The sequence below is a fragment of the Actinoplanes lutulentus genome, assembly GCF_003259845.1.
Classification (GTDB): Bacteria; Actinomycetota; Actinomycetes; order Mycobacteriales; family Micromonosporaceae; genus Actinoplanes; species Actinoplanes lutulentus.
Genome location: NZ_QLMJ01000002.1, coordinates 379,572 through 400,061, shown reverse-complemented (window position 1 = coordinate 400,061; position 20,490 = coordinate 379,572). Strand labels below are relative to the sequence as shown.

Genomic DNA, 20,490 nt, shown 5'->3' with positions numbered 1-20,490 from the left:
CCGTTTCGAAGCTCCGCAGTGCCCCGGCCGGGCCGGCCGGGGCGCTGACGGATCGATCGATCAGTACTGGCGGGTGGGCAGGGCTTCCTTGGCCTGCGCCTGGGTGAAGGTGGTCTCCTCGGTGAGCACCCGGGTCGGGATCTCCTCACCGGCGTCGACCTTCTTGACCAGGTCCATCAGCTGCGGGCCGAGGAGCGGGCTGCACTCCACGATGAAGTTGATCTTGCCTTCGGACAGCGCCGTCATGCCGTCCTTGACCGCGTCCACCGTGATGATCTTGATGTCGGTGCCGGGCTTCTTGCCGGCCGCTTCGATCGCCTCGATGGCGCCGAGACCCATGTCGTCGTTGTGCGCGTAGAGCACGTCGATGTCGGGGGTGGACTGGAGGAAGGTCTCCATCACAGTCTTGCCGTCGGCACGCTTGAAGTCACCGGTCTGCGACTTCACGATCTTGAAGTTCGGGTTCGCCGCGATCTTCTCGGCGAAGCCCTTCTGGCGGTCGAGCGCCGGAGCGGAGCCCGTGGTGCCCTGCAGCTCCACGATGTTGACCGGCTCGGTCTTGCCCTCGTACTCCTTGACCAGCCAGTCGCCGGCCTTCTCGCCCTCGACGATGAAGTCCGAGCCGATGAAGGTCTTGTAGAGCGAGGTGTCCTGCGAGTCGACCGCGCGGTCGGTCAGGATCACCGGGATGCCGGCGTCCTTGGCCTCCTTGAGCACCGCGTCCCAGCCGGAGGTGACCACCGGCGAGAAGGCGATGACGTCGACCTTCTGCGTGATGAAGTTGCGGATCGCCGAGATCTGGTTCTCCTGCTTGCCCTGGGCGTCGGAGAACTTCAGGTCGATGCCGGCCGAGGCGGCCGACTCCTGGATGGACTTGGTGTTCGCGGTACGCCATCCGCTTTCGGCGCCGACCTGAGAGAAACCAAGAGTGATCTTGCCGTCGCTGCCGCTGTCCGAGCCGGCGTCGTCGCCGCCGCCGCCACAACCGGCGAGCACGGAGACCGCCAGGACGCCTGTCAGAGCAGCCGCGGACCAGTTCCTGCGCACCATAACCTCCTGAAACTGTTACCGTTAACAAAACGATCAACGGTCGGCATCACGTGCCTTGACCGCGAGGATGTTCAGTTAGCTGCGACGGGCGTCACAGCTTGCGTTTCGTGAGTGTTACCGTTCTCAACGTGCTCGTCAAGAGATCCCGATCTTTGTTTCAGCTAGATTGCAAGAACGGCTGTATCGCCCAGGGTCATCACCCGGTCACCTGCTAGATATCGTCCAATGGCGACTCCACCACCGGCGCCGGGTCCGGAACCCGCAGCTGAGCAGCGATCCGCAGCCGAGCTGAGAGCCCCGCGTGCCCGGCGGGAGATCCGCTCCGGCAAGGAACGCGGCACCGTCATGCGGGACGTCGCGAAACTCGCGGGGGTGTCCCACCAGACGGTCTCGCGGGTGATCAACGAACATCCCAACGTGCGCGCCGAGACCCGCGAACGCGTGCTGGCCGCGATGCGCTCGCTCAACTACCGCCGCAACCTGGCGGCTCGCACTCTCGCCACCCGCGAGTCGCACACCCTCGGCATCATCGGATTCGAGACCACGCTCTTCGGTCCCGAATCCATGCTGTACGGCATCGAGAGCGCCGCCCGCGCCGCCGGTTACCTGGTCAGCGTGGCCACGGTCCGCGACCTGGAGCATCGCCCGGTGCTGGAGGCGGTCGACCGGCTCGCCCAGCACGACGTCGACGGCATCATCGCGATCGCGCCGAAAGCCTCGGTGATCACCGCCCTGACCCATGCTCCCGGCGGCCTCGCCTGCGTCGCGGTCGGCGGCGCGGGCCCGATCGCCTCGCCGCACGGCGGCAGCACTCCCGAAGAACCATTCCCGACCGTACGCGTGGACAACGCGGCCGGGGCTCGCCTGGCCACCCGCCACCTGCTGGATCTCGGCCATGCCACGGTCCACCACGCCGCCGGCCCACCGGACTGGCCGGAGTCACAGGCCCGGGTGGAGGGCTGGCGCGAGACGCTGTACGCGGCCGGCGCGGTCGTCCCGCCGGTCACCTCCGGCTGGTGGGACGCGGCCGCCGGGTACGAACAGGGCCGCCGCCTCGCCGCCGACCACTCGGTGACCGCGGTGTTCTGCTCCAACGACCGGATCGCCCTGGGTGTGCTGCGCGCCCTGCAGGAGGCCGGCCGCCGGGTACCCGAGGACGTCAGCGTCGTCGGGTTCGACGACATGCCCGACTCGGGGTTCTTCCTGCCCCCGCTGACCACGGTGCACCAGGACTTCGCCGAGCTCGGCCGGCGCGCGCTGGCCCTGCTGCTGCGCCACATGGGACGGCCCGGCGACGCCCCGCCGGAGGACGTGGTGGTGGCGCCGTCGCTGGTGCCGCGGGCGAGTTCCGCGCCGCCCAGGGCGGGTTCCGCACTGCCGGGTTCCGCGCCGCCGGGGCCGGGTTCCGCGCCGACCCGATCCTCATGACGCATCGTGAGCACGGAGGTGTCCAAGATCTGGCAGTCCGCGCCGAGCACTCCCCCGACCAGGCACTTCGGCGGGGGTGCACTCACCCGCACCGGTGACGGAACCGGCACCCGGCCCGGCGGGCCGTTACAGTCCGGAAGGTGCTCGACGACGACACGACTCAGGTGGTGAGCAGCCGGTGACCAACAGATGGCTCGGCCGCCGTAAGAACCCGCGCCTCTCGGGCACCCTGCACATCCTGGACGCCACCGGTCGCGAGCTAGCCGTGCCCCTGCGCGGCCGGGCGACCGTCCTCACCGCGGGCGGCACCGGCCTGACCGGGTACGGCGAAGTCTGGGCAGTGCACACCACGACCGCCGCGGCGGACACCAGCCTGATGATCAGTTACGGACACGACGACAACGCCGACAAGCGGGAGTCAGGCCTGTGCCCGGCCGGCGACACGGTGGTGCTCAGCGGCGTCCGCTTCACCTGGCGTAACCAGCCGGCGGTCCCGGGCACCCCGATCCCCCGCCCCCGCGACGCCATGCCGAACATGCCCCGCACCGCGGGCGCCCCACCAAAGTCCAACGCCAGCCCCCAACCCTCACGCACCGCCCCAGGGCGCACCCCGCCAGCCCAGAGTTCGCCCGCGCAGACCTCGCCGACCCAAAAATCGCCGGCGCGCGCTGAGCCCGCTCGCGGCAACCGCTCACCCGGCAGCGCGGCCCAGCCGGGCGCCCGCCCCAATGCGCGTCGCCCCTCGGGATCTTGAGCGATTTCCGACCTACCGGGGCCCAGCGGTGCCCAAGACGCTCGCCGGGCGCCACTCGTCGCGCCGAGCCGTCACGGACGGTGAGCGCTTCACGCAAGCGCCGCAGCCCCGGGCGCAATCTTGGAGTCCTGTAGGTGCTCTGACACCCACAGGACTCCACAAAGCCAAAACTCTCCACCGTTGTGGTGGCAATCCGTCACCAGAGCACGCGAAGGCCAGCCGCCCCTCCGAATCTTGAGCGACTTTCGACCCCACAGGGTCAACAATCGCTCAAGATCCGCCAAGCAACGGGCCGCGGCAACGGCCGGCGAGGCGAGCGGCGGGCAGGCACCCTCTTCACGTCGATCTTGCGGAGTTGTCCGCAAACGGGTTCACGCAACTCCACAAGATCGAACCTGAACACAGCGGTCAGGCGCCGGGCTTCGGGTTGCCGTAATACGCGCCCGGGCCGTGCTTGCGCTTGAAGTGCCGCTCCTGCAGGTGCTGCGGGATGCTCGCCGCCGGATTCAGCGCCAGCGTCTTCAGCGCCATCTCCGCCACCGCCTCGCAAATGATGGCGTTCTGCACCGACTTCACCGGATCCGCACCCCAGGTGAACGGCCCGTGGTTGGCGACCAGTGCGGCCGGCATCGCCGCCGCCTCCTCGTCGTCACCGATCGTCTCGACGATCACCCGGCCGGTGTTCAGCTCATAATCGGTCGCGCACTCGGCCGCGGTGAGACCCCGCGTCACCGGCACCGGCCCGTTGAACGTGTCGGCGTGCGTGGTGCCGAGCAGCGGGATGTCCAGCCCGGCCTGCGCGAACGCGACAGCGTTGGTCGAGTGCGTGTGCGTCACCCCGCCGATCGAGGGCCAGGCCAGGTAGAACGCCCGATGCGACTCGCTGTCCACCGACGGCCGCAGGTCGCCGGCGAGGACCTTGCCGGTCTCCAGATCGACCGGGACGAGGTGGTCCTCGGTCAGCTCGTCGTAGGCCACCCCGGACGGCTTGATCAGATAGATCCCGGCCTCACGGTCGATGCCGCTGACGTTGCCCCAGGTCAGCTGGGCGAGCCCGGCCTCCGGGATGATCTGGTTGGCCCGCAGCACGGCCCGGCGCAGAGCCTTGGAACCGTAAGTCACGTCGTCTTCCCCTCGGCCCACGGATGTTAGCGCTCACCCTAGCCGACCCCAAAGAGCCCCTGACAAGCCCCGGAAACGTCACGTTAACGCCAACACTGCCTGCCGAACGCGTATCCGCAGCGCCTCCGGCAACGCCGCGTAACCAGCCGCCTGCGCCGCCTCCTGCCCGGCCTCGCCTGCGGCGTAGGCCAGGAAACTGCGGGTCACCGCAGGCGTACCGGTCCGGCAGACCACTTCATAGGAGACCAAGACCATCGGGTACGCGTAATCGGCCGTCCCGTCGTATCGCAGCTCGATCCGGAGGTCGTCGGTGATCGTCGCGCCCTCGATGGCGAGCCCGGCCGCGTAGTCCGACGGCGCGGTGAACGGCCCGCCCGCCGCGCCGATGTGCGCCACCGGCAGATCGTTAACGGTCGCGTACGACGACTCCACGTACCCGATCGACCCGACCGTGCGGGCCACCGCGGCGACCACCCGGTGGCTGCCCTTTTCCCCGGTGCCGCCCGGTGCGCGCCAGTCGCCGCCGATCCCGTGCGGCCACTGCGGCCCGGCCGCCCCGGCCAGGTACCGGGTGAAATTGTCGGTGGTGCCGCTGCTGTCCGCACGGTGGATCGTACGAATGGGAATGGCCGGAAGGGCCGCGACCGGGTTGTCCGCCGCGATGGCCGGGTCGTTCCAGACCGTGACCTTCCCGCTGAAGATCTGGGCGATGGTCGCCGGCGTGAGCCGGAGTTCGTCCACCCCGGCGACGTTGTACGCGAGCGCGATCGGGCCGGCCACCAGCGGAAGGTGCACCGCCGGGCCGCCGCACCGCTGCTCGGCCCGGCGCAGGTCGTCCGCGCCGAGCACCGCGTCGGTGCCGGCGAAGTCACCGGTGCCGCCGAGGAAGGCACGCACCCCGGCGCCCGAGCCGGTGCCCGCGTACTCGACGGTCGCGTCCGGGCAGGCGATCTGATAGGCCTTGATCCACGCTTGCAGCGCGTTGGTCTGCGCCGACGAGCCCTGCCCGGCGGCCGTGCCGGCGGCGCAGCTGATCGGTTTCGGTCGCGGCTCCGGCGCCGCGGAGCAGCCGGCAAGCGCGACGAGTGCCACGAATGCCAGTACGACGGGCAGGACTCTCATCGGTACTCCGCCAATCGCCGGCGCACCCCGGCCGCCGTCAGCACGATGACCAGGGCCAGAACTCCGACCGGCACGACGACCGCGCCGGTGAGCGTGCGTTCCGCGGAGGCCAGCCCGCTGTCGAACTCCGCCTTGCGTACCCCGGTGACCGCCGCGACGGCGGCGTCGAAGTACGCGAAGTCGAACGCCGCGTCACCGCGCCGGATCCCGGTGAGCGCGGTGACCGCCTCGCCGGTCTTGCCCGCCCCGGCCAGCGCGACGATCCGCTCGTGGGTGCTCCGATAGGCGGCCCACCGCTGCCCGGCGACCGGATCCAGGCCGGTGAGCAGCTGCGACTTCCCGGCGAAGTCGTCGGCGTAATAGGCGAGGTTGCCGCTGACCAGGTACCGGCTGGTGTCGGCGGCGGCGTCGTAGCCGATAGCCCGCAGCTCGGACACCTCCAGATAGGGCCGCAGCCCGTCGGCGCGGGCCGCGGCGAGCCGGCGTTCCTGCGCACCGAGGACCGTGGAGAAGGCCACCAGCAGCGTCAGGCTCAGCGCGGTCGCGGTGATCAGGGCCGGGTTCCAGGTGCGGCGGAACCGCCGGGCCAGCCAGACCTGCAGGGTGATCAGCAGAACCAGCAGAGCACCGCCCAGCAGCACGGCCACCGCGCCACCGGCCGCCTCGGTGCCGCTCTTGGCGTCGTACGCGCTGTCCAGCCGCTGCTCGCTGACGGCCCGCAGCCGGTACGCGGCCGGTAGCAGCCGGACGTGCAGCAGGTTGGTGGCCTGGGTGTAGTAGCCGAGCGCGTCGGCCGCGGAGTGCGGCTGGGCGGCGAGGGCCTGGCCCAGCCGCTGCCGATAGACGGCGAGGCCGTCGAGCATCTCGGTGACCAGCGACCGTTCCAGGTCACCGGCCCCGGTGGCGAGCACGTCCCGCAGGCCGGTGTCGATCTGCCGGCCGCGCTCGCGATAGGCGCCGAGCGCGTCGAGCCGGCTGCCGGCCAGGGCATCGGTGTCACCGGCCAGCAGGATGCGGGTGGCCTGCGCGTCCAGGTCGCTCAGTGCGAAGTAGAGGTCGGCCGCGATGGCGGCCTGCGGCGCCGCCTGGTGCCCGATGATCCGCACCTGGTCCTGCACCCGCGCGGCCACCAGGCCGGTGGCGATCAGCAGGGCGGCCGCCGCGCTCACGGCCAGCGCGGCCAGCAGCCTCAGGCGGACGGGTGTGTCGCGCCGGGCCAGGTTTCGAGCGGTGGATCTGGTCGCTTCCAATACCGCGGGCACGCCGTCACGGTAGGCCCGCACGCCAATTCTCAAATCGTACCCAAGTGGGGTGAAGCGTTCCGATGCGCCGAAGCGCATCGGAACGTCCATCGAAAGTTCACCTAGCGCAGAACGCGCTTGTCCGGTCGCAGCGACTCGGGCAGCGCGATGGTGATCCACTCGTTGTTGTCGGCGACGCCGGCGGTCCGGCCGCTGGAGAACGGGAAGTTGTTGTCGTTCAGCACGGCGATCGTCTTCTCGTCCAGGATGACCACGTCCTCGATGGTCTGGAACGGGAAGGTGAACGTGGTGCCGAAGCCACCCAGCTTGCGCGGGTTGGCGATGTTCATCAGGTCGACGACGAGCTTCTTGCTCAGGGTGCCGTCGGAACGCTTCTGGGCCAGGTAGATCTTCTTGTTCACCGCGGTGGCGCCCTGGCCGTTGTCCCGCTCGATGATCAGGAAACGGTCCTTGTCGACGGCGATGGCGTCACCGATCGCGTGCGCCGGGCTGTCGAGCTGGTAGGTCCAGCGCTTGCCGGTGTACGCGCGGGTCCGCAGGTCGAACTCGTTGAACCGCAGCTGACCGGCGGTGTCACCGGTGACCGTGCCCTCCAGCAGCGGGTACAGGTAACGGCCGTCGGGTGACGCGGCCATGCCCTCGAAGCCCTTGCTGCCGCCGAGCGTCGCGGTCACGCCGGTGCGGGCCGCGGTCTCCGGCGCGATCACGCCGTCGAGCGGCGCGGGTGCCGCGAGCAGGCGTCCGCCGCGGTCGAAGTGCAGCAGGTACGGGCCGAACTCGTCACCGATCCAGTACGAGCCGTCCTTGGCCTTGACGATCGACTCCACGTCGAAGTCGGAGCCGGTCAGCACCCGGTCGGCGCGGGTCAGTTTCCACGGCACGAAACCGTTCGGGTCGGTCAGGTTGAGGCCGCCGACCACGTCGACCTGGTTGCTCGCGAAGACCGGCGCCAGCCGCTGGACGCGGAGCAGGAAGTCGCCGGAGTTGGCCTGGTTGCCGTACCCGTTGTCGGACAGCACGTCGAACGTGCCGTCACCGTTGGCGGCGATCCCGGAGAAGCCCTGGATCGGCTGGTCAGCGAACGGCGCCACGAATCCGTTCGTGTTGCCGGTGACCAGGCTGCCGGACGGCTCGCTGCCCGGCACGAACGTGCCGGCCGGCAGCGATGCCCAGGCGGTCAGCGTCGGCTTGGTGACCTTGTTGTGGTGGCCTACGGCCACCGACGCCGTCCCGGCGACGGCCAGGGTGAGTGCGACGGCGCCGGCTATGGCAACGGTACGAGTAACGATCTTTCCCATGATGCCGGACGGTAGGCATCACGGGTTAACCGGGCCCGTCGTATTGGTGTCGGCGAATTCACTTGTGGCTGGCCGATGACCGTCGCCGGCGGGACGGCTTGGTCATCGACTCCTCCTCTTCCTCGTCCTGTTCGGACGGCGCGGCCGCGTGCCGGGGCAGCGACGTCGCGTCCGGAAGCCCGTGCCCGATGGCGAGGCCGTCCGCCTGGTGGATCAGGTGTCCCTCGTCGGCCAGGTCGGCGATCAACCCGGTGAGCCGGGCGTCGATGTCGGCGGAGCGGCGCGCCGACCAGCCGTACAGCCGCGCGGTCCCGGCCAGCAACTGGTCGACGGTGAGTACGCCGCCGTCGTGGACCAGGTGTTCCAGTGCCACCCGCAGTTCGCTGTCGGCAACCTGGTCGGCCTTGCGCGCCACATCATCGGCCTTCGAGCGGACCATCGGCTCGTACTGTTCGGGGTCGCTCAGGAACGTGCCGTCCCAGCCCAGGCCGGCGTCGGCGATCGCTTGTTCGACCGCGGCGCGGGCCTGCTTCGTGATCCGGGCGATGCCCCACTCCTCGCGCATCCGCTGCAGTGCGATCGTGATGTGCACCGGGCCTTCCACCTGCGCGAGCTGCCGCGCCGCGTCGACCAGCCGCACCTTGATGTCCGGGTCGGTGAGTACGGCGCCGGCGGGCAGCGCCTCCAGCTGCGCCTTGTGGTACGGCTCGGTCCAGATCTCGCTGAGGTGCTCGGAGACCGGGTGTTCCTCGTGCTCCTCGACGTCCTCGGCCTCGACCTCGGCCTCGTAGTGCTCGGCTTCGTAGTGTTCGGCCTCGTAGTGCTCGGCCTCGTAGATCTCCGCGGCGTGCTCGGGGATCGGGTGCATGTCGGCCGGGTCGATGTCGGCCCGGTGCAGGTGCTCGAAGGCCACCGGCGTGACGTGCTGATCGCCGACCACCACGTCGGGCTGGCTCTCGTACGCGAACGGCGGCTCCAGGTCCGCGTCGAGCTGCACGTCGGCCATCGCCGGCGCGGCGGTCCACTCGTGCGGGATCTCGGCGGCCGGCACGGTGATGCCGGCGTCGGCGATCTGCCGCCCGACGTCGTCGACACCGGCGAGGTACGCGCCCGCCTCGTCGATCAGGTAGTCCGCGGCCAGGTACCACGGCTCCGGGCCGGCCGGGACGTCGTACTGCAGGACCGGGCCGGTCGCGGCCGCCGTCTCCTGCGGGGTGATCTCGACGGTGACCTCGTCGGGCCCGCCGTACACGGTGTGCTCGACGTTCTCCCCGTAAGCGTGCTCCGACGTCTCCCCGTAGACCTCGGCAAAGGCCTCGGCGAAGGCGCCCTCGGCGGCGTCCGCCTCCGCGAACGCCTCGGCCAGGATGTCCGAGCTGTCCATGACAAGGCTCTCGGCGACCGGGCTCTCCATGACCGGGCTCTCGGCGAGAGGGTCCGCCATGACGGGACTCTCGGCGACCGGGCTCTCCTCGACCGTCAGCTCCGCCGGTGCCTCGGCGGGGTACTGGGCCAGGGCCTGCTCGATCGCGATCCGGAGCCGCTGCTCCTCGTGCTCGCGGTCCAGGTACCAGGCGGTGCCCCAGATCCGGTGCAGGCGCCAGCCCAGCCCCTGAAGAACCTGCTCACGCAGCCGGTCCCGGTCACGGGCGGCGGGCGCGGAATCGTACGTGGTCCCGTCGCACTCGATGCCGAGGACGAACGGGGAATCGCCGCGGTGCGAGAGGCGGACGGCCAGGTCGACCCGGAAGGCTCCGGTGCCGACCCGGGTCCGCACGTGATGACCCCAGGAGGCGATCACCTCGCGAACCGAGTCCTCGAACGGCGTCTGTGCCTCGGCCGCCGGATCCGTGAGGTCCAGGGCGGTGCCGCCACCGGCCGCGTATTCCAGGTATCCGGCCAGGTGGCCCAGGTGCTCGTACCCGGAAAGGTCCTGTCCCCGGACCGCGGAGACCACCTCGAGGCGGCGGGCCGCGCGGGTCGTCGCGACGTTGAGCCGCCGCCATCCGTCCGGTCCGTCCAGGCCGCCGAGCTCGGTGCCGATCGCCAGGATCATCACGTCCCGCTCGTCGCCCTGTACCGAGTCGAGGTCCTTCACGAAGAACCCGCGCAGCCGATCCGAGTCCGGTGACCCGACCATGTCGGCCACCGCGGCCTCGATCTCCCACCGCATCGACGGGGTGCAGGTGACCACGCCGAGCGTGCGGTCGGGGCGGGTGACCAGGTGGTGCGCCACCCGGCTCGCCACCTCCTCGGCCAGGCTCGCGTCGTCCTCGGCGCCGAACAGCTGCACACCGGCGTCCGGCCCGGCGGGCCCGACTGCCGGGAACGTATTGAGCCGCCCGGCGTAGAAGCTGTGGTTGGCGAACGAGATCAGCGACTCGTGCCGGCTGCGGTAATGCGTGGTCAGGTCCATGACCGGGAACGCGCCGCAGTGGATCGCCAGGCCCAGGATCGACTGGCCGTCGCCGCCGGGCAGCGGTGCCGCGCCGAGCTGCCGGTCGTCACCCACCACGATCATCGAGCTGGCCCGGTACGCGCAGGTGATCGCGTCAGCGACCGGCACCCGGGACGCCTCGTCGACGATGACGACGTCGAAGAACAGGTCGGACGGGATCAGCCGGCTCACGTCGGCCGGGATGGTCAGCACACACGGCTTCACCGCGAGGGTGGCGTTGCGGGTCTCGGCGAGCAGTTCCCGTACCGCCGGCTGGCGGCCCTGCTGGGACGCCGCGGCCCGCAGCATGGCGGCCTCGGCGACCGCGGTGCCGGACGGCTGCAACTCGTCGACGGCGTTCATCACGTCGGCCACCGCGGCCCGTTCCAGCATCGTGTCCCAGAGACGGAACTCGCTGATCAGGCGGTCGCGGGTGGCCGCGTCGAGCGGAGGCAGCCGCTCGTCCTCGCGGATGATCATGTCGGCCCAGGACTGGAACAGCGCTCGTCCGAGCACCGGCAGCAGCTGGTCGACCGACAGGTCCTCCCGGGCGCAGAAGTCCACGACCGAGTCCAGGCCGTGCTCGCTGAGCACCGCGCGGGCCGCCTGGTGGTCGAACCACTCCTGCTGCCCCTGGTTGTCCTCCATCAGCGCGGTGATCAGTTCACCGGCGTGTTCGTAGTCGTCCAGGGTGGCGGTCAGCGACGGGTGCCGGCGCGGCGCGAAGGCCCGCAGGATCCAGTCGCGGGCGGCCTGCCATTCGGCGACCCGGGACGGCAGGGCGTCGGTCGGGCGTACCTGGGCGAGCGCCTCGGCCTGCTCAGGGGTGAACGGGATGTCCTCGCCGGCGCGTACCCGGCGGGCCTCGGACGCCCAGGACATGGCCTTGGCGAGCGCCTCCACGTCGGTCTGGGTGCCCCGGTAGACCGGGCCGAGCACCTCGGCGTAATCGTTCGCGTTCGTCGTCAGCGAGCCGGCCGCGTCCGACGCGCTCTCCCGGAGCAGGCCGATCGACGCCGACTCGGCGAGGGTGAAGTCCCGCCCGGCCGCCACGCTGTACGCGGTGACCAGGTCACCGGCGGCGGTCAGCGGCTCCACGTGCGCCCGCAGCCAGGTGACCGCGTCGTGCACCGGACCGGAGGCGAGCTGCGGGCGAGGCGCCGGCTCGGGGGGCGTACGCAACGCCGCGGTGAACCGGTCGAACTCCTTGCGCGCCTCGGTGACGATCCGGATGATCGCGCTGTTCGGGGTCGGCGCGCAGACCCGCTCGATGACGCCGGGCAGCGCCTCCGGCGGGGTGACCCGCAGGGCCTCCTCGGCGGTACGCAGCGCCTCCTGGATCGCCTCGAAGTCGGTGTCCAGGTGCCGCCAGTGGCTGCCGAGAATCCGGGCGTACTCCTGCTCGGACTGCTCCAGCTCGCCGATGGCCCGCTTCCAGGCGGCCGCGGCGGCGAGGTTGGCGACCGCTTCCGAGCGCTTCACGTCGGTACGCGCGATGCCGGCCGCGACCCGCTTGTCCCGCCGGTACGGCGCCCGCAGCTTGCGCATCCCCTTGTGCTCGGTGGCGAACCGCTCGACGAGCTCGTCCACCGGCTCGACCAGGGCGTTCTCGTTGAAGTGCTCGCGAGCCCGGGACTCGGCGGCCTTCACCACGTCGACGGCGCGCTGCAGCACCCGGGCGGCGGCACGGGCGGCCGCCATCCCGGACGTGTCGAACCAGCTGGGCTCCGGCTTGTGCGGCCGGTTGAGCAGCTCGACGATCGCGGCGACCCGGCCGATGTCGGTGAACGCGACCACGTTCGGCAGGCCAAGCCGGGCGGTGACCCGGTCCAGGCTGTGCTGATGCTGTTCGAGGCGGTCGGCCTCCTCGGCGAACCGGCGGGCCAGTCCCCGGGCCTGCGCGGCCGTCAGCGGCAGCAGCTCCACGGCCGGCGGGTTCAGGTGGGCCAGGCTCGGCACGATCGGCAACTTCGCCGGGGACGGCAACGCCGACCAGGTCACACCCGCTTTCGTACGCACGACCTCCTCGGCGTGGTGCAGCGATCGCAGGTGGCCGACCAGGCTCTCGGCGGCGGCCGCGACCGGCTCCAGGCTCTCCAGGGTGAGCCACTCGTCGGGTGCCTCGGCGGGCCGGCGGGCGGCGTGCCCGACCAGCGTCGTCAGGGTGATCGCGTCGGAGAGGGCCTGCGCCTCGAAGACCACCGCGAGCCGGTCCCCCGCGACCGCTTCGGCCAGGTGCTGCAGGGCGATCTGTGCCTGGTGCAGGCGAGCGTCCAGGCGGTTGCGGTCGATCACGTCACGCCAGAGGAACTCGTCGCCCTCCAGCGCCGGCCGCCACGCGCGGCCGAGACTCTCCGCGGCGTCCCGGACGCGCTGCAGCGATTGCGTCGTCAGGGGTACGGGCAGCGTGGACGGCACCGGACCGGCCGGTAGATCGGTCATCTGGGCGCACATGCCGAGCACGTCGTGCAGCCGGTGACCGAGGGGTTCACGGACCTCGTTCATCGCTTCGGCGTACGCATTGAGCCTGATCCGGTGCTGGCGCAGCTCCTCGCGCTCGTCGGTGGAAAGGCTCGGCGGCGGCAGCGGGATGAAGTCGAGCGCGGTGGCGAGCGTGCTCGCCACCTGGTAGCGGCCGATCCGGTCGCTGTGCAGTTCGAGCAGGTACTCGTCGAGGCCGACCCCGCCCAGCCGCTCCCGGACGCCGTCCAGCGCGGCCGCCTTCTCGGAGACCAGCAGCACCCGCTTCCCGGCGTGGATCAGGCAGGCGATCATGTTGGCGACCGTCTGCGTCTTGCCGGTGCCGGGCGCGCCGCGCATCACGAACGTGCGCCCGGCCACGGCCGCCGCGATCGCCGACCGCTGCGCGGCGTCGGCGTCCAGCACCAGCGGCACGTCGTCCGGCGCGGCCAGCTCGTCGATGCGATTCAGGGGTACGGGTTCGAAGCGCAGCGCGTCCGGCTGCGAGATCGGATCGGTGGCGAGGGCGCGGACCACCGGGTGAGCGAGGATCTGCCGTTCGTTCTCGACCAGGTCGGCGTACATCACCTCGCGCTGCACGTCGAAGCGGGACAGCAGCACGGCCTCGTCCGAGTGCCAGTCCGGCTGCTCGCTGATCGCGGCGTCCAGGCGGGCCCAGAACACGGTCAGGTCCAGGCCGTTGAGGCTGTCCACGACCGGGAGCTCGATCCCGTACGCCCGCAGCCGGACCGCGAGCGCCGGGTTGACGATCGGGTCGTCCGGCCGGGCCTGCAACCGTGGGTAGTCGAGCGGATCCGGCACGACCAGCTCGACCGGCAGCAGCAGGATCGGGCTGGTGAACCGCTGCCCGCCGTCCTGCCAATGCAGCGACCCGAGCGCCAGATACAGCGCCGAGATCCCCTGCTCGAACTGGTCACGCCGCGCCGTACGCCGCAGGGCGTGCAGCGTCGCGTCCATGTCCGCGTCGATCATCTCGGTCTGGAACACGTTGGCGGCGCGCGGCCGTGGCCCCTCGGCCTGTTCCTCGATCCCGAGGAACCCGCACTCACGCCCCTGGTGCAACGCCTCAATGATCGTCCGCGGCGTCGGGCTCACCACCGCCACGACGCCGGGCCCTGTTGGATCCACGTCGATCAGTGGATTGTCACCGGTGAAGTCGAGCAGACCGGCACGCCAGGACTCCAGCACTCCGCGAACACGCGCATCCGGCCGTCCGGTCAACCCGTCAGCATCATCCCACCGCATTGCCACATTCCAACAAGGCAAGGTGGGTCACCGTGGCGATTTTCCGGGTTAACCCGACGTTCCGGACTTCAACCAATCGAATTCGGCCTGTCGAACCAGGCCCAAGACGTGCTCTGCCGCCACAAAACCCCACAAACAGAACATTATCGACACCGCGTTCGTCCCGGGCGTGGCGTACCCCACCCGCCCCACCCACCCCACACCCGAAAGCCGCCCACCCGGCCGCCGCCCTTGATCGCCGGCCCACGGTGAGCCCCTACCCACCCCGGACAGGCCTCCACGGTGAGCCCCCACCCACCCCGCACAAGTCCCCACGGTGAGCCCCTACCCACCCCGGACAAGCACTCACCGTGAGCCGCCGCCCACCCTGGACAAGCCCTCACCGTGAGCCCTTGACTCGTCTGGGGCCAGCCCTCGATCGCAGGGAGCACGGGTTCCGCCGCCGAAACACCCAGCGTTGAGCGCCGGCTGGCCCGGCTGGCGCTCACGGCTGTTCCGCGGGCCCTGAGACGACTGCGAGCGCCAGCCGGACACGGCCACCCGGCCGGCACCCGACTGGCACCCGGCTTGGCCGGCTTGGCGAGCGATCTGACGATCCGGATGCCCCGAACGGGCGCCGACCGTCGTCAGCGCCAGCAGGCCGGGTACCGACCGGCCGAGACGAGGGCGCACACAAGAAGCCGACAACCGTGATGAAGACACACGGTGCCCATCTGTGTGCTTGCGTGTGCGCTCACCGCCCCGCCGAGGAGCGGGAGCGGGCAAGCGTCAGCCGTCGGAAGCTCGCTCACGGCTCGCTCACGGCTCGCTCACGGCTCGCCCGCGGCTCGGATTTACTCGCGCCCTGCGACGCCACGCGATCTTGGCGGCTTCGGGTGGTGGGGTCAGTCCCAGATGGGGGTCCACCACTGCCAGCCGGTCGGGGCCAGGGGCCAGCCGGGGTCGGGGCGCCAGCCTTCTGGGGGGTACCAGCCGTCCGGCGGGACCGGCCAGCCCGGGGGGACCGCGAACTTGATGCCGGTGGGCGCGCCGGGGATGGGCGGGTGCGGGTTGGCTTCGGCTGCTGGGGATACCGGCGCGACCGGGGAGACCGGGTTGATCGGGTTGGTGGCGGAGCGGCGGTTGGCGTTGCTCTTGACCACGGCTGCCAGTGCTGGGATCACCGTGGTCTCGGTGATGTTCGCGCTGTCCAGGGACTGGCCGATCGGCGCCGGGCTGACCGGGTTGGTGAATGGGTCGATCAAGCCGGTGTCACCGAACGACGGCGCGCCCGAAGCCGGGATGGCCGACAGTGGTGAGGCCGGCAACGCCGTCGCCGTGAGTGACGAACCGGAGCCGGACAACCCGGAACCTGACGCGACCGCGCCGGAGGAGCCCGGGTCAGACAATCCGGAGCTGGACGAGTTGGAACCGGACGAGATGGAACCGGATGATCCGGGGCCGGACGGCCCGTTCTGTCCGCCGGAGGTCAGGGACGAGACCGAGGAGTACGAACCCGACGGGAACGCCGACGACGACGAACCGGACGGCGGCGGCCCTGACACCGAAGCGGACGGGCCGCCGAAGGACGTACCGGAGTTGGGTGAGCCGGCGAACGACGGACCCGAGGCCTGGCCTGAGTTTGCCGGGCCGGAGGGCGGGCCGGAGTTCGTAGCCGCGGACGAACCCGCGTTCGGCGAACCGGAGATCGGAGAGCCCGGCAACGCCGAGTTGGGCGCCGGCGAGGCCGGGCGGGCGGAACCAGCGTCGGCGCGGGCAGAACCGGCGTCGGCCGGCGGGTCCAGGCGCGGGACGGTGCCACCGGGCAGCGACCCGGTGGAGGGCAGCGTGGGCAGGGCGGTGGCGCTGGGTACGGCCCAGGCCGGCACCCCGGTGCTCGGCGTGGCCCAGCTCGGCACCGCATCGCCCTGCGCGGCCCAGGTAGGAGCCGATTCGCCCTGCGCACCCCAGCTCGGCGCCGAGTCGCCCTGCGTACCCCAGCCCGGCGCCGATTCGCCCTGCGCGCCCCAGCTGGGCATGCTTTCGTTGGCCGCCGCCCAGCTCGGCACCTGCTCGCCCGGCGTGGCCCAGCTCGGCACCGGCTCGCCACCGGCCGAACGGACCGGCAGGCCGTCGCCCGGACCCACCCGGCCGAAACCGTTGTCCTGACCAGATCCGCCATCACGGCCGTCGGCGTCACGGCCGGAGACGGCATCACGCCCGGTGGTTGCCCGGCCCAGGCCCGCGTCGCTCGCGATGCCGAGCCTCAGCCCGGACTGGCCGGCTGACCAGCCGGACGTCGTCTCGCCGGGCCCGCCAGGGGTCCAGCCCTGCGTCTCGTCGCTACGAACCCAGCTCGGCACCGCCTCACCGGACGCTGCCCAGCTCGGCGCCGGCTCGCCGGACCCGGCGCCCCAATTAGGCGCCTGCTCACCAGAACCAGGAACCCCAGAACCAGAAACCCCAGAACCAGAAACGCCAGAACCAGAAACGCCAGCTCCAGCTCCAGCTCCAGCTCCAGGAGCACCGGAACCGGCTGCTGCCCAGCTCGGCTCGGCCGGCGTCGTCCAGTTCGGGGTGATTCCCCCGGCCGGGCCCGGTGCCGCGCCTGGCGTGACCGGTCCCGTGGAGGCCGCGCCGGACGTGGGCACACTCGCTGTGGCCCGGCCGGGAGTCGTGGAGGCCGGGAAAGCGGACGGCGCCGACGCCCCGCGCCCCTGCCAGGCTTCCGGCAGATCTTGGACGCGGGAGATGTAGAGCATCACGCTGGTCTCGCCGGCGTTGCCTTTCACGATGCCCCGGGCCGCGGTGAGCAGGCCCTGCTCGGAGAGGTGGCGCAGCGACGGCAGCAGCTCGCCGCTCATCTTCGGGCTCAGGTCGCCGACCCGGGCGTCGCCGATGCGAACCTCGACGAGGTGGTCGGCCATCTCGTGCAGGGACACGTACGCCCAGCACTCGCCCTCGGGACGCAGCAGCGGGCGCAGCGCGTCGAGGTGCTGCTGCTGGCCGTTGACCTGGACGGCCGAGCCGGAGGGCAGCAGTCGATGGTCGGCCAGCGGCGGGTCGTTCGCCGGGTACAGCATGTGCGGCTCGGCGAGGTCCAGCCGGATGGTGCCGACGAACGCGGGCGGGCGGCCGTCGTACTCGCCCCACTCGCGGCCGTGGATCTGGGCGTTCACCTCGGGTACGAGACCACGGCCAGTGAGCGTGGTGAGCACCTTGACGTACCGCGCGGCCTCGGGCCGGGGCAGGTGTCCGAGCAGGCTGGTGTCGGACCAGACGCCGACCGCGTTACGGTCGTGGCGGTTGTTCCGATCCGGTATGAGCTGCACAGGAACGGTTATGTCGGTGCCCTGGGGGTTGAAGTCGGAGCCGAAGAGAGCACGTATCGCCTTCGCGTAGTGCGTCTCGCCGACCACCTCGGCACTTGCCCAGCCCGCTTGTCCCCAAAGTTGGAACCGATTCGCCACACGGGAACGCTAGTGTCTGCTTTCCGTCAGTCACGTCGTCCTAACGGACGAGTCCGATCATCCATACGTTCCGTATCGCGATCAACAGCGCCGTGCGACCAAATCATCGTTCAGGATCCGGCAAACCGGAAACCGCTACACAGAGTCACCGCGAAACCGGTCCGGGCCCCGCTGCGAACGGGGCCCGGTTCCGCGTACCCAATGATCAGGAACGGACAGTGGGCAGGTCGCCGACCTTGACCACCATCTTGCCGGTGTTGTCGCCGCGCAGAACGCCGAGGAACGCCTCGGGGGCGTTCGCGAGGCCCTCGACGACCGTTTCGCGGCCGGAGATCTTGCCGGCGCGCAGCCAGGCGCCGGCCTCGGCGAGGAAGTCGGGCATCCGGTGGCCGTGGTTGCCGACGATGAATCCGCGCAGGTTGAGCTCCTTGCCGATGGCGAGCGCGAGGTTGCGCGGTGCGGCCGGCGGCGCGGTGTCGTTGTACTGAGCGATCGCGCCGCAGAGGGCGAAGCGGGCGTACTTGTTGGCCGAGCCGATCGCGGCCTCGAGGTGGTCGCCACCGACGTTGTCGAAGTAGACATCGATGCCGTCCGGCGCGGCGGCACGCAGTTGTTCTCGGACAGGCGCGTCCTTGTAGTTGAACGCGGCGTCGAACCCGAGCTCCTCCACCAGGTGGCGCGCCTTCTCGGCGGAACCGGCGCTGCCGATCACGCGCTTCGCTCCGCGAAGCTTGGCGATCTGCCCGGCCACGCTGCCCACGGCGCCCGCGGCGCCGGAGACGAAGACGGTGTCACCCTCGCGGAACTGCGCGATGTCCAACAGACCGACGTACGCCGTGAGGCCCGTCATGCCGAGCAGACCGAGGTACGCGGACAGCGTCGGAGCGGCGGCCGGGTCGACGACGCGTACCCGATCGGCGGCCGCGACCGCGTACTCCCGCCAGCCGAGTCCGTGCGCGACCACCGCGCCGACCGGGACCGACGCGGCGTTGGAGGCGACTACCTCACCGATCGCGGCGCCGTCCAGCGCGGCGCCGACCTCGAAGGGCGCGACATACGACTTGGTGTCGTTCATCCGGCCGCGCATGTACGGGTCGACCGACATGTAGATGTTGCGGATCAGCACCTGACCGTCGCCGGGTGCGGGCACCTCGGTCTCGGCGAGGTCGAAGTTCTCGGCGGTGGGCCAGCCGGTGGGACGGGAGGCGAGGCGGATCTCGTGCACGGGAATTCTCCTGACAGAGGACGGGCTGTCGTTGCTTCTCGACAGTATGTCGACAAAGTCGACACCGTGTCGACTCTGCTCTGTTAGCCGCGTTACTGTGATCGCATGACCCCTCCCACCGGCCGGCGCCGTGGCCCCAGCAAGGGCGACCGGCGTGAGCAGGCGATCCTCGAGACCGCCCGCGAGCTGCTGGCCCGCAAACCGCTTGCCGAGATCACCATCGACGAGCTCGCGGCCGGTGCGGAGATCTCCCGGTCGAGCTTCTACTTCTACTTCGACTCCAAGCTGGCCGTCGTGGTCGCGCTGCTGCACGGCCTCACCGGCGAGCTGATCGCCGGCTCCGGCCCGTGGCTGGACGGCACCGGCCCGGACGAGGAGGCCCTGCGGAGCTCGCTGACCGGCCTCGCCACGCTGTGGACCAGCCACGGCCGGCTGCTGGCCGGAGCGCTCGCCGCCGCGCCGGGCTGCCCGCCGATCGCCGAGTGGCGCGCCACGCTGCGCGACGCGCACGTGAAACGCCTCGCCGAACGGATCGAGCGGGATCGGGCGGCCGGCCTCGCGCCGGACGGACCGGCGCCCGCGATCCTGGCCGGGATGATCGACGACCTGAGGCTGGCGACGCTGGCCGGCACGGCCAGAAACGGCGCGCCCTCGCCTGGCGATCTCGTTGACGATCTCGTCGTCGTCGAGTTGCGGATGCTCTACGGGGATTTGCCGATTCGCCATTCGGACGAGTGATCCAGCGGGCACCCTGAGGGCATGCGTATCGGTGTCATTGGAGCAGGTCAGCTCGGCGGCACTCTCGCGACGTGGTGCGCCGAAAGCGGGCACGAAGTGGCCGTCACCTCACGTCACCCCGAGCGGCTGCGCGAGCAGGTCGACAGGATGAACGGGAAGCTGCGGGTCATGTCGGTCACCCAGGCCGCGTCGTTCGGCGAGATGGTGATCTTCGCGCCGAACTGGTCCGGTGCGAAAGACGCCATCGACCTGACCCGATCAGCCCTGGAGGGCAAGGTCGTCCTCGACGCCACGAACCCGGCGGACGGCGCGCCCAGTGCCGGCGGATTCAGTGCCGGCGGATTCAGCGCGGGGGCGTTCACCGGAGCCTTCGGCGGCGGCGGGTTCTCCGGAACCTCGACAGGAGCCTCGACGGGTGCCTTCACCGGGGCCAGCGTCAAGAGCGCCGAAGCGATCGCGGCAGCCGTCAACGGCCCGCCCAGCGAGGCGGCGGACCGGATGCTGGCCCGCGCCGGCGGCAAGAGCGGCCTGGAGACCCTGATCGAGTGGGCGCCCGGCGCGCACTGGGCGAAGGCGTTCAACACCATCTCCACCGACGTGCTCAGCCGGCGGCGCGGGCACGACCCGCTGCTCGCCGAGTTCGTCTGCACCGACGAGCGTGACGCCCGGGACGCCGCCTGCCAGATCATCCGTGATCTGGGGTTCGCGCCGTTCTACGCCGGCGGGGCGAAAGCGGCCCGGCTCACCGAGACCGGTGGTCCGCTGCAGTCCCGCGAGGTCGACGTGCAGGACGCCACCGACGCCCTCGCCGACGCCTTGGCCGGCCTGCGCTGAAGAAAGCTGAAGAAAACAGCCGAGAGCTGAGGACAACCAGCCGAG

At 70.9% G+C, this 20,490-nt stretch carries 12 protein-coding genes; 4 read left to right on the top strand and 8 right to left on the bottom strand.

What is annotated here, in order from left to right; translation table 11 throughout:
* Positions 1-60 precede the first annotated feature (60 nt).
* The gene (locus tag B0I29_RS05230; RefSeq protein ID WP_111647688.1) at positions 61-1,050 is read right to left on the bottom strand and encodes an ABC transporter substrate-binding protein; all 990 of its coding nucleotides are present in this window, start codon (positions 1,048-1,050) and stop codon (positions 61-63) included.
* Positions 1,051-1,395: 345 nt separating this feature from the next.
* Between B0I29_RS05230 and B0I29_RS05225 the strand changes: the two genes are divergently transcribed.
* Complete coding sequence (locus tag B0I29_RS05225) at positions 1,396-2,478, top strand: LacI family DNA-binding transcriptional regulator (protein ID WP_111647687.1); 1,083 nt, start codon at positions 1,396-1,398, stop codon at positions 2,476-2,478.
* A gap of 178 nt (positions 2,479-2,656) precedes the next feature.
* Positions 2,657-3,232, top strand: a complete 576-nt coding sequence (locus B0I29_RS05220; protein WP_111647686.1) for a hypothetical protein — start codon at positions 2,657-2,659, stop codon at positions 3,230-3,232.
* Between the two features lie 408 nt (positions 3,233-3,640).
* Here B0I29_RS05220 and araD read toward each other — a convergent pair whose 3' ends face one another.
* From araD to B0I29_RS05170, 7 genes are all read right to left on the bottom strand, one after another.
* Entirely contained in the window at positions 3,641-4,354 is a 714-nt protein-coding gene (gene araD / locus B0I29_RS05215; protein ID WP_111647685.1) for an L-ribulose-5-phosphate 4-epimerase AraD, read from the bottom strand.
* A gap of 78 nt (positions 4,355-4,432) precedes the next feature.
* Positions 4,433-5,476 carry a phosphate ABC transporter substrate-binding protein PstS gene (gene pstS / locus B0I29_RS05210; protein WP_111647684.1) on the bottom strand — a complete coding sequence of 348 codons (1,044 nt, stop codon included), beginning with the start codon at positions 5,474-5,476 and terminating at the stop codon, positions 4,433-4,435.
* Positions 5,473-6,738 (bottom strand): hypothetical protein, encoded by a 1,266-nt coding sequence (locus B0I29_RS05205; protein ID WP_245972241.1) that lies wholly within the window; start codon positions 6,736-6,738, stop codon positions 5,473-5,475. Before B0I29_RS05205 ends, pstS begins: the two co-directional genes overlap by 4 nt.
* 101 nt (positions 6,739-6,839) lie before the next feature.
* Entirely contained in the window at positions 6,840-8,036 is a 1,197-nt protein-coding gene (locus tag B0I29_RS05200) for an esterase-like activity of phytase family protein (protein ID WP_111647683.1), read from the bottom strand.
* A 58-nt stretch (positions 8,037-8,094) separates the two neighbouring features.
* Positions 8,095-14,199 (bottom strand): DUF4011 domain-containing protein, encoded by a 6,105-nt coding sequence (locus tag B0I29_RS47380; RefSeq protein ID WP_111647682.1) that lies wholly within the window; start codon positions 14,197-14,199, stop codon positions 8,095-8,097.
* An 884-nt stretch (positions 14,200-15,083) separates the two neighbouring features.
* Positions 15,084-17,648, bottom strand: a complete 2,565-nt coding sequence (locus B0I29_RS45110; RefSeq protein ID WP_146616722.1) for a hypothetical protein — start codon at positions 17,646-17,648, stop codon at positions 15,084-15,086.
* 205 nt (positions 17,649-17,853) lie between these two features.
* Entirely contained in the window at positions 17,854-18,873 is a 1,020-nt protein-coding gene (locus B0I29_RS05170; RefSeq protein WP_111647677.1) for an NADP-dependent oxidoreductase, read from the bottom strand.
* Positions 18,874-18,978: 105 nt separating this feature from the next.
* On the opposite strand from B0I29_RS05170, the gene B0I29_RS05165 reads away from it, so the two are divergent.
* Positions 18,979-19,611, top strand: coding sequence for a TetR/AcrR family transcriptional regulator (locus B0I29_RS05165; RefSeq protein WP_111647676.1), 633 nt, complete (start codon positions 18,979-18,981; stop codon positions 19,609-19,611).
* 21 nt (positions 19,612-19,632) lie between these two features.
* Positions 19,633-20,445 (top strand): NADPH-dependent F420 reductase, encoded by an 813-nt coding sequence (locus tag B0I29_RS05160; protein WP_111647675.1) that lies wholly within the window; start codon positions 19,633-19,635, stop codon positions 20,443-20,445.
* The last annotated feature ends 45 nt before the right edge of the window (positions 20,446-20,490 follow it).

Coding starts and splice junctions, on each gene's coding strand:
- B0I29_RS05230 (WP_111647688.1), bottom strand. CDS start 1,050: ATGGTGCGCAGGAACTGGTCCGCGGCTGCTCTGACAGGCGTCCTGGCG.
- B0I29_RS05225 (WP_111647687.1), top strand. CDS start 1,396: ATGCGGGACGTCGCGAAACTCGCGGGGGTGTCCCACCAGACGGTCTCG.
- pstS (WP_111647684.1), bottom strand. CDS start 5,476: ATGAGAGTCCTGCCCGTCGTACTGGCATTCGTGGCACTCGTCGCGCTT.
- B0I29_RS05200 (WP_111647683.1), bottom strand. CDS start 8,036: ATGGGAAAGATCGTTACTCGTACCGTTGCCATAGCCGGCGCCGTCGCA.
- B0I29_RS47380 (WP_111647682.1), bottom strand. CDS start 14,199: ATGCGGTGGGATGATGCTGACGGGTTGACCGGACGGCCGGATGCGCGT.
- B0I29_RS05165 (WP_111647676.1), top strand. CDS start 18,979: ATGACCCCTCCCACCGGCCGGCGCCGTGGCCCCAGCAAGGGCGACCGG.
- B0I29_RS05160 (WP_111647675.1), top strand. CDS start 19,633: ATGCGTATCGGTGTCATTGGAGCAGGTCAGCTCGGCGGCACTCTCGCG.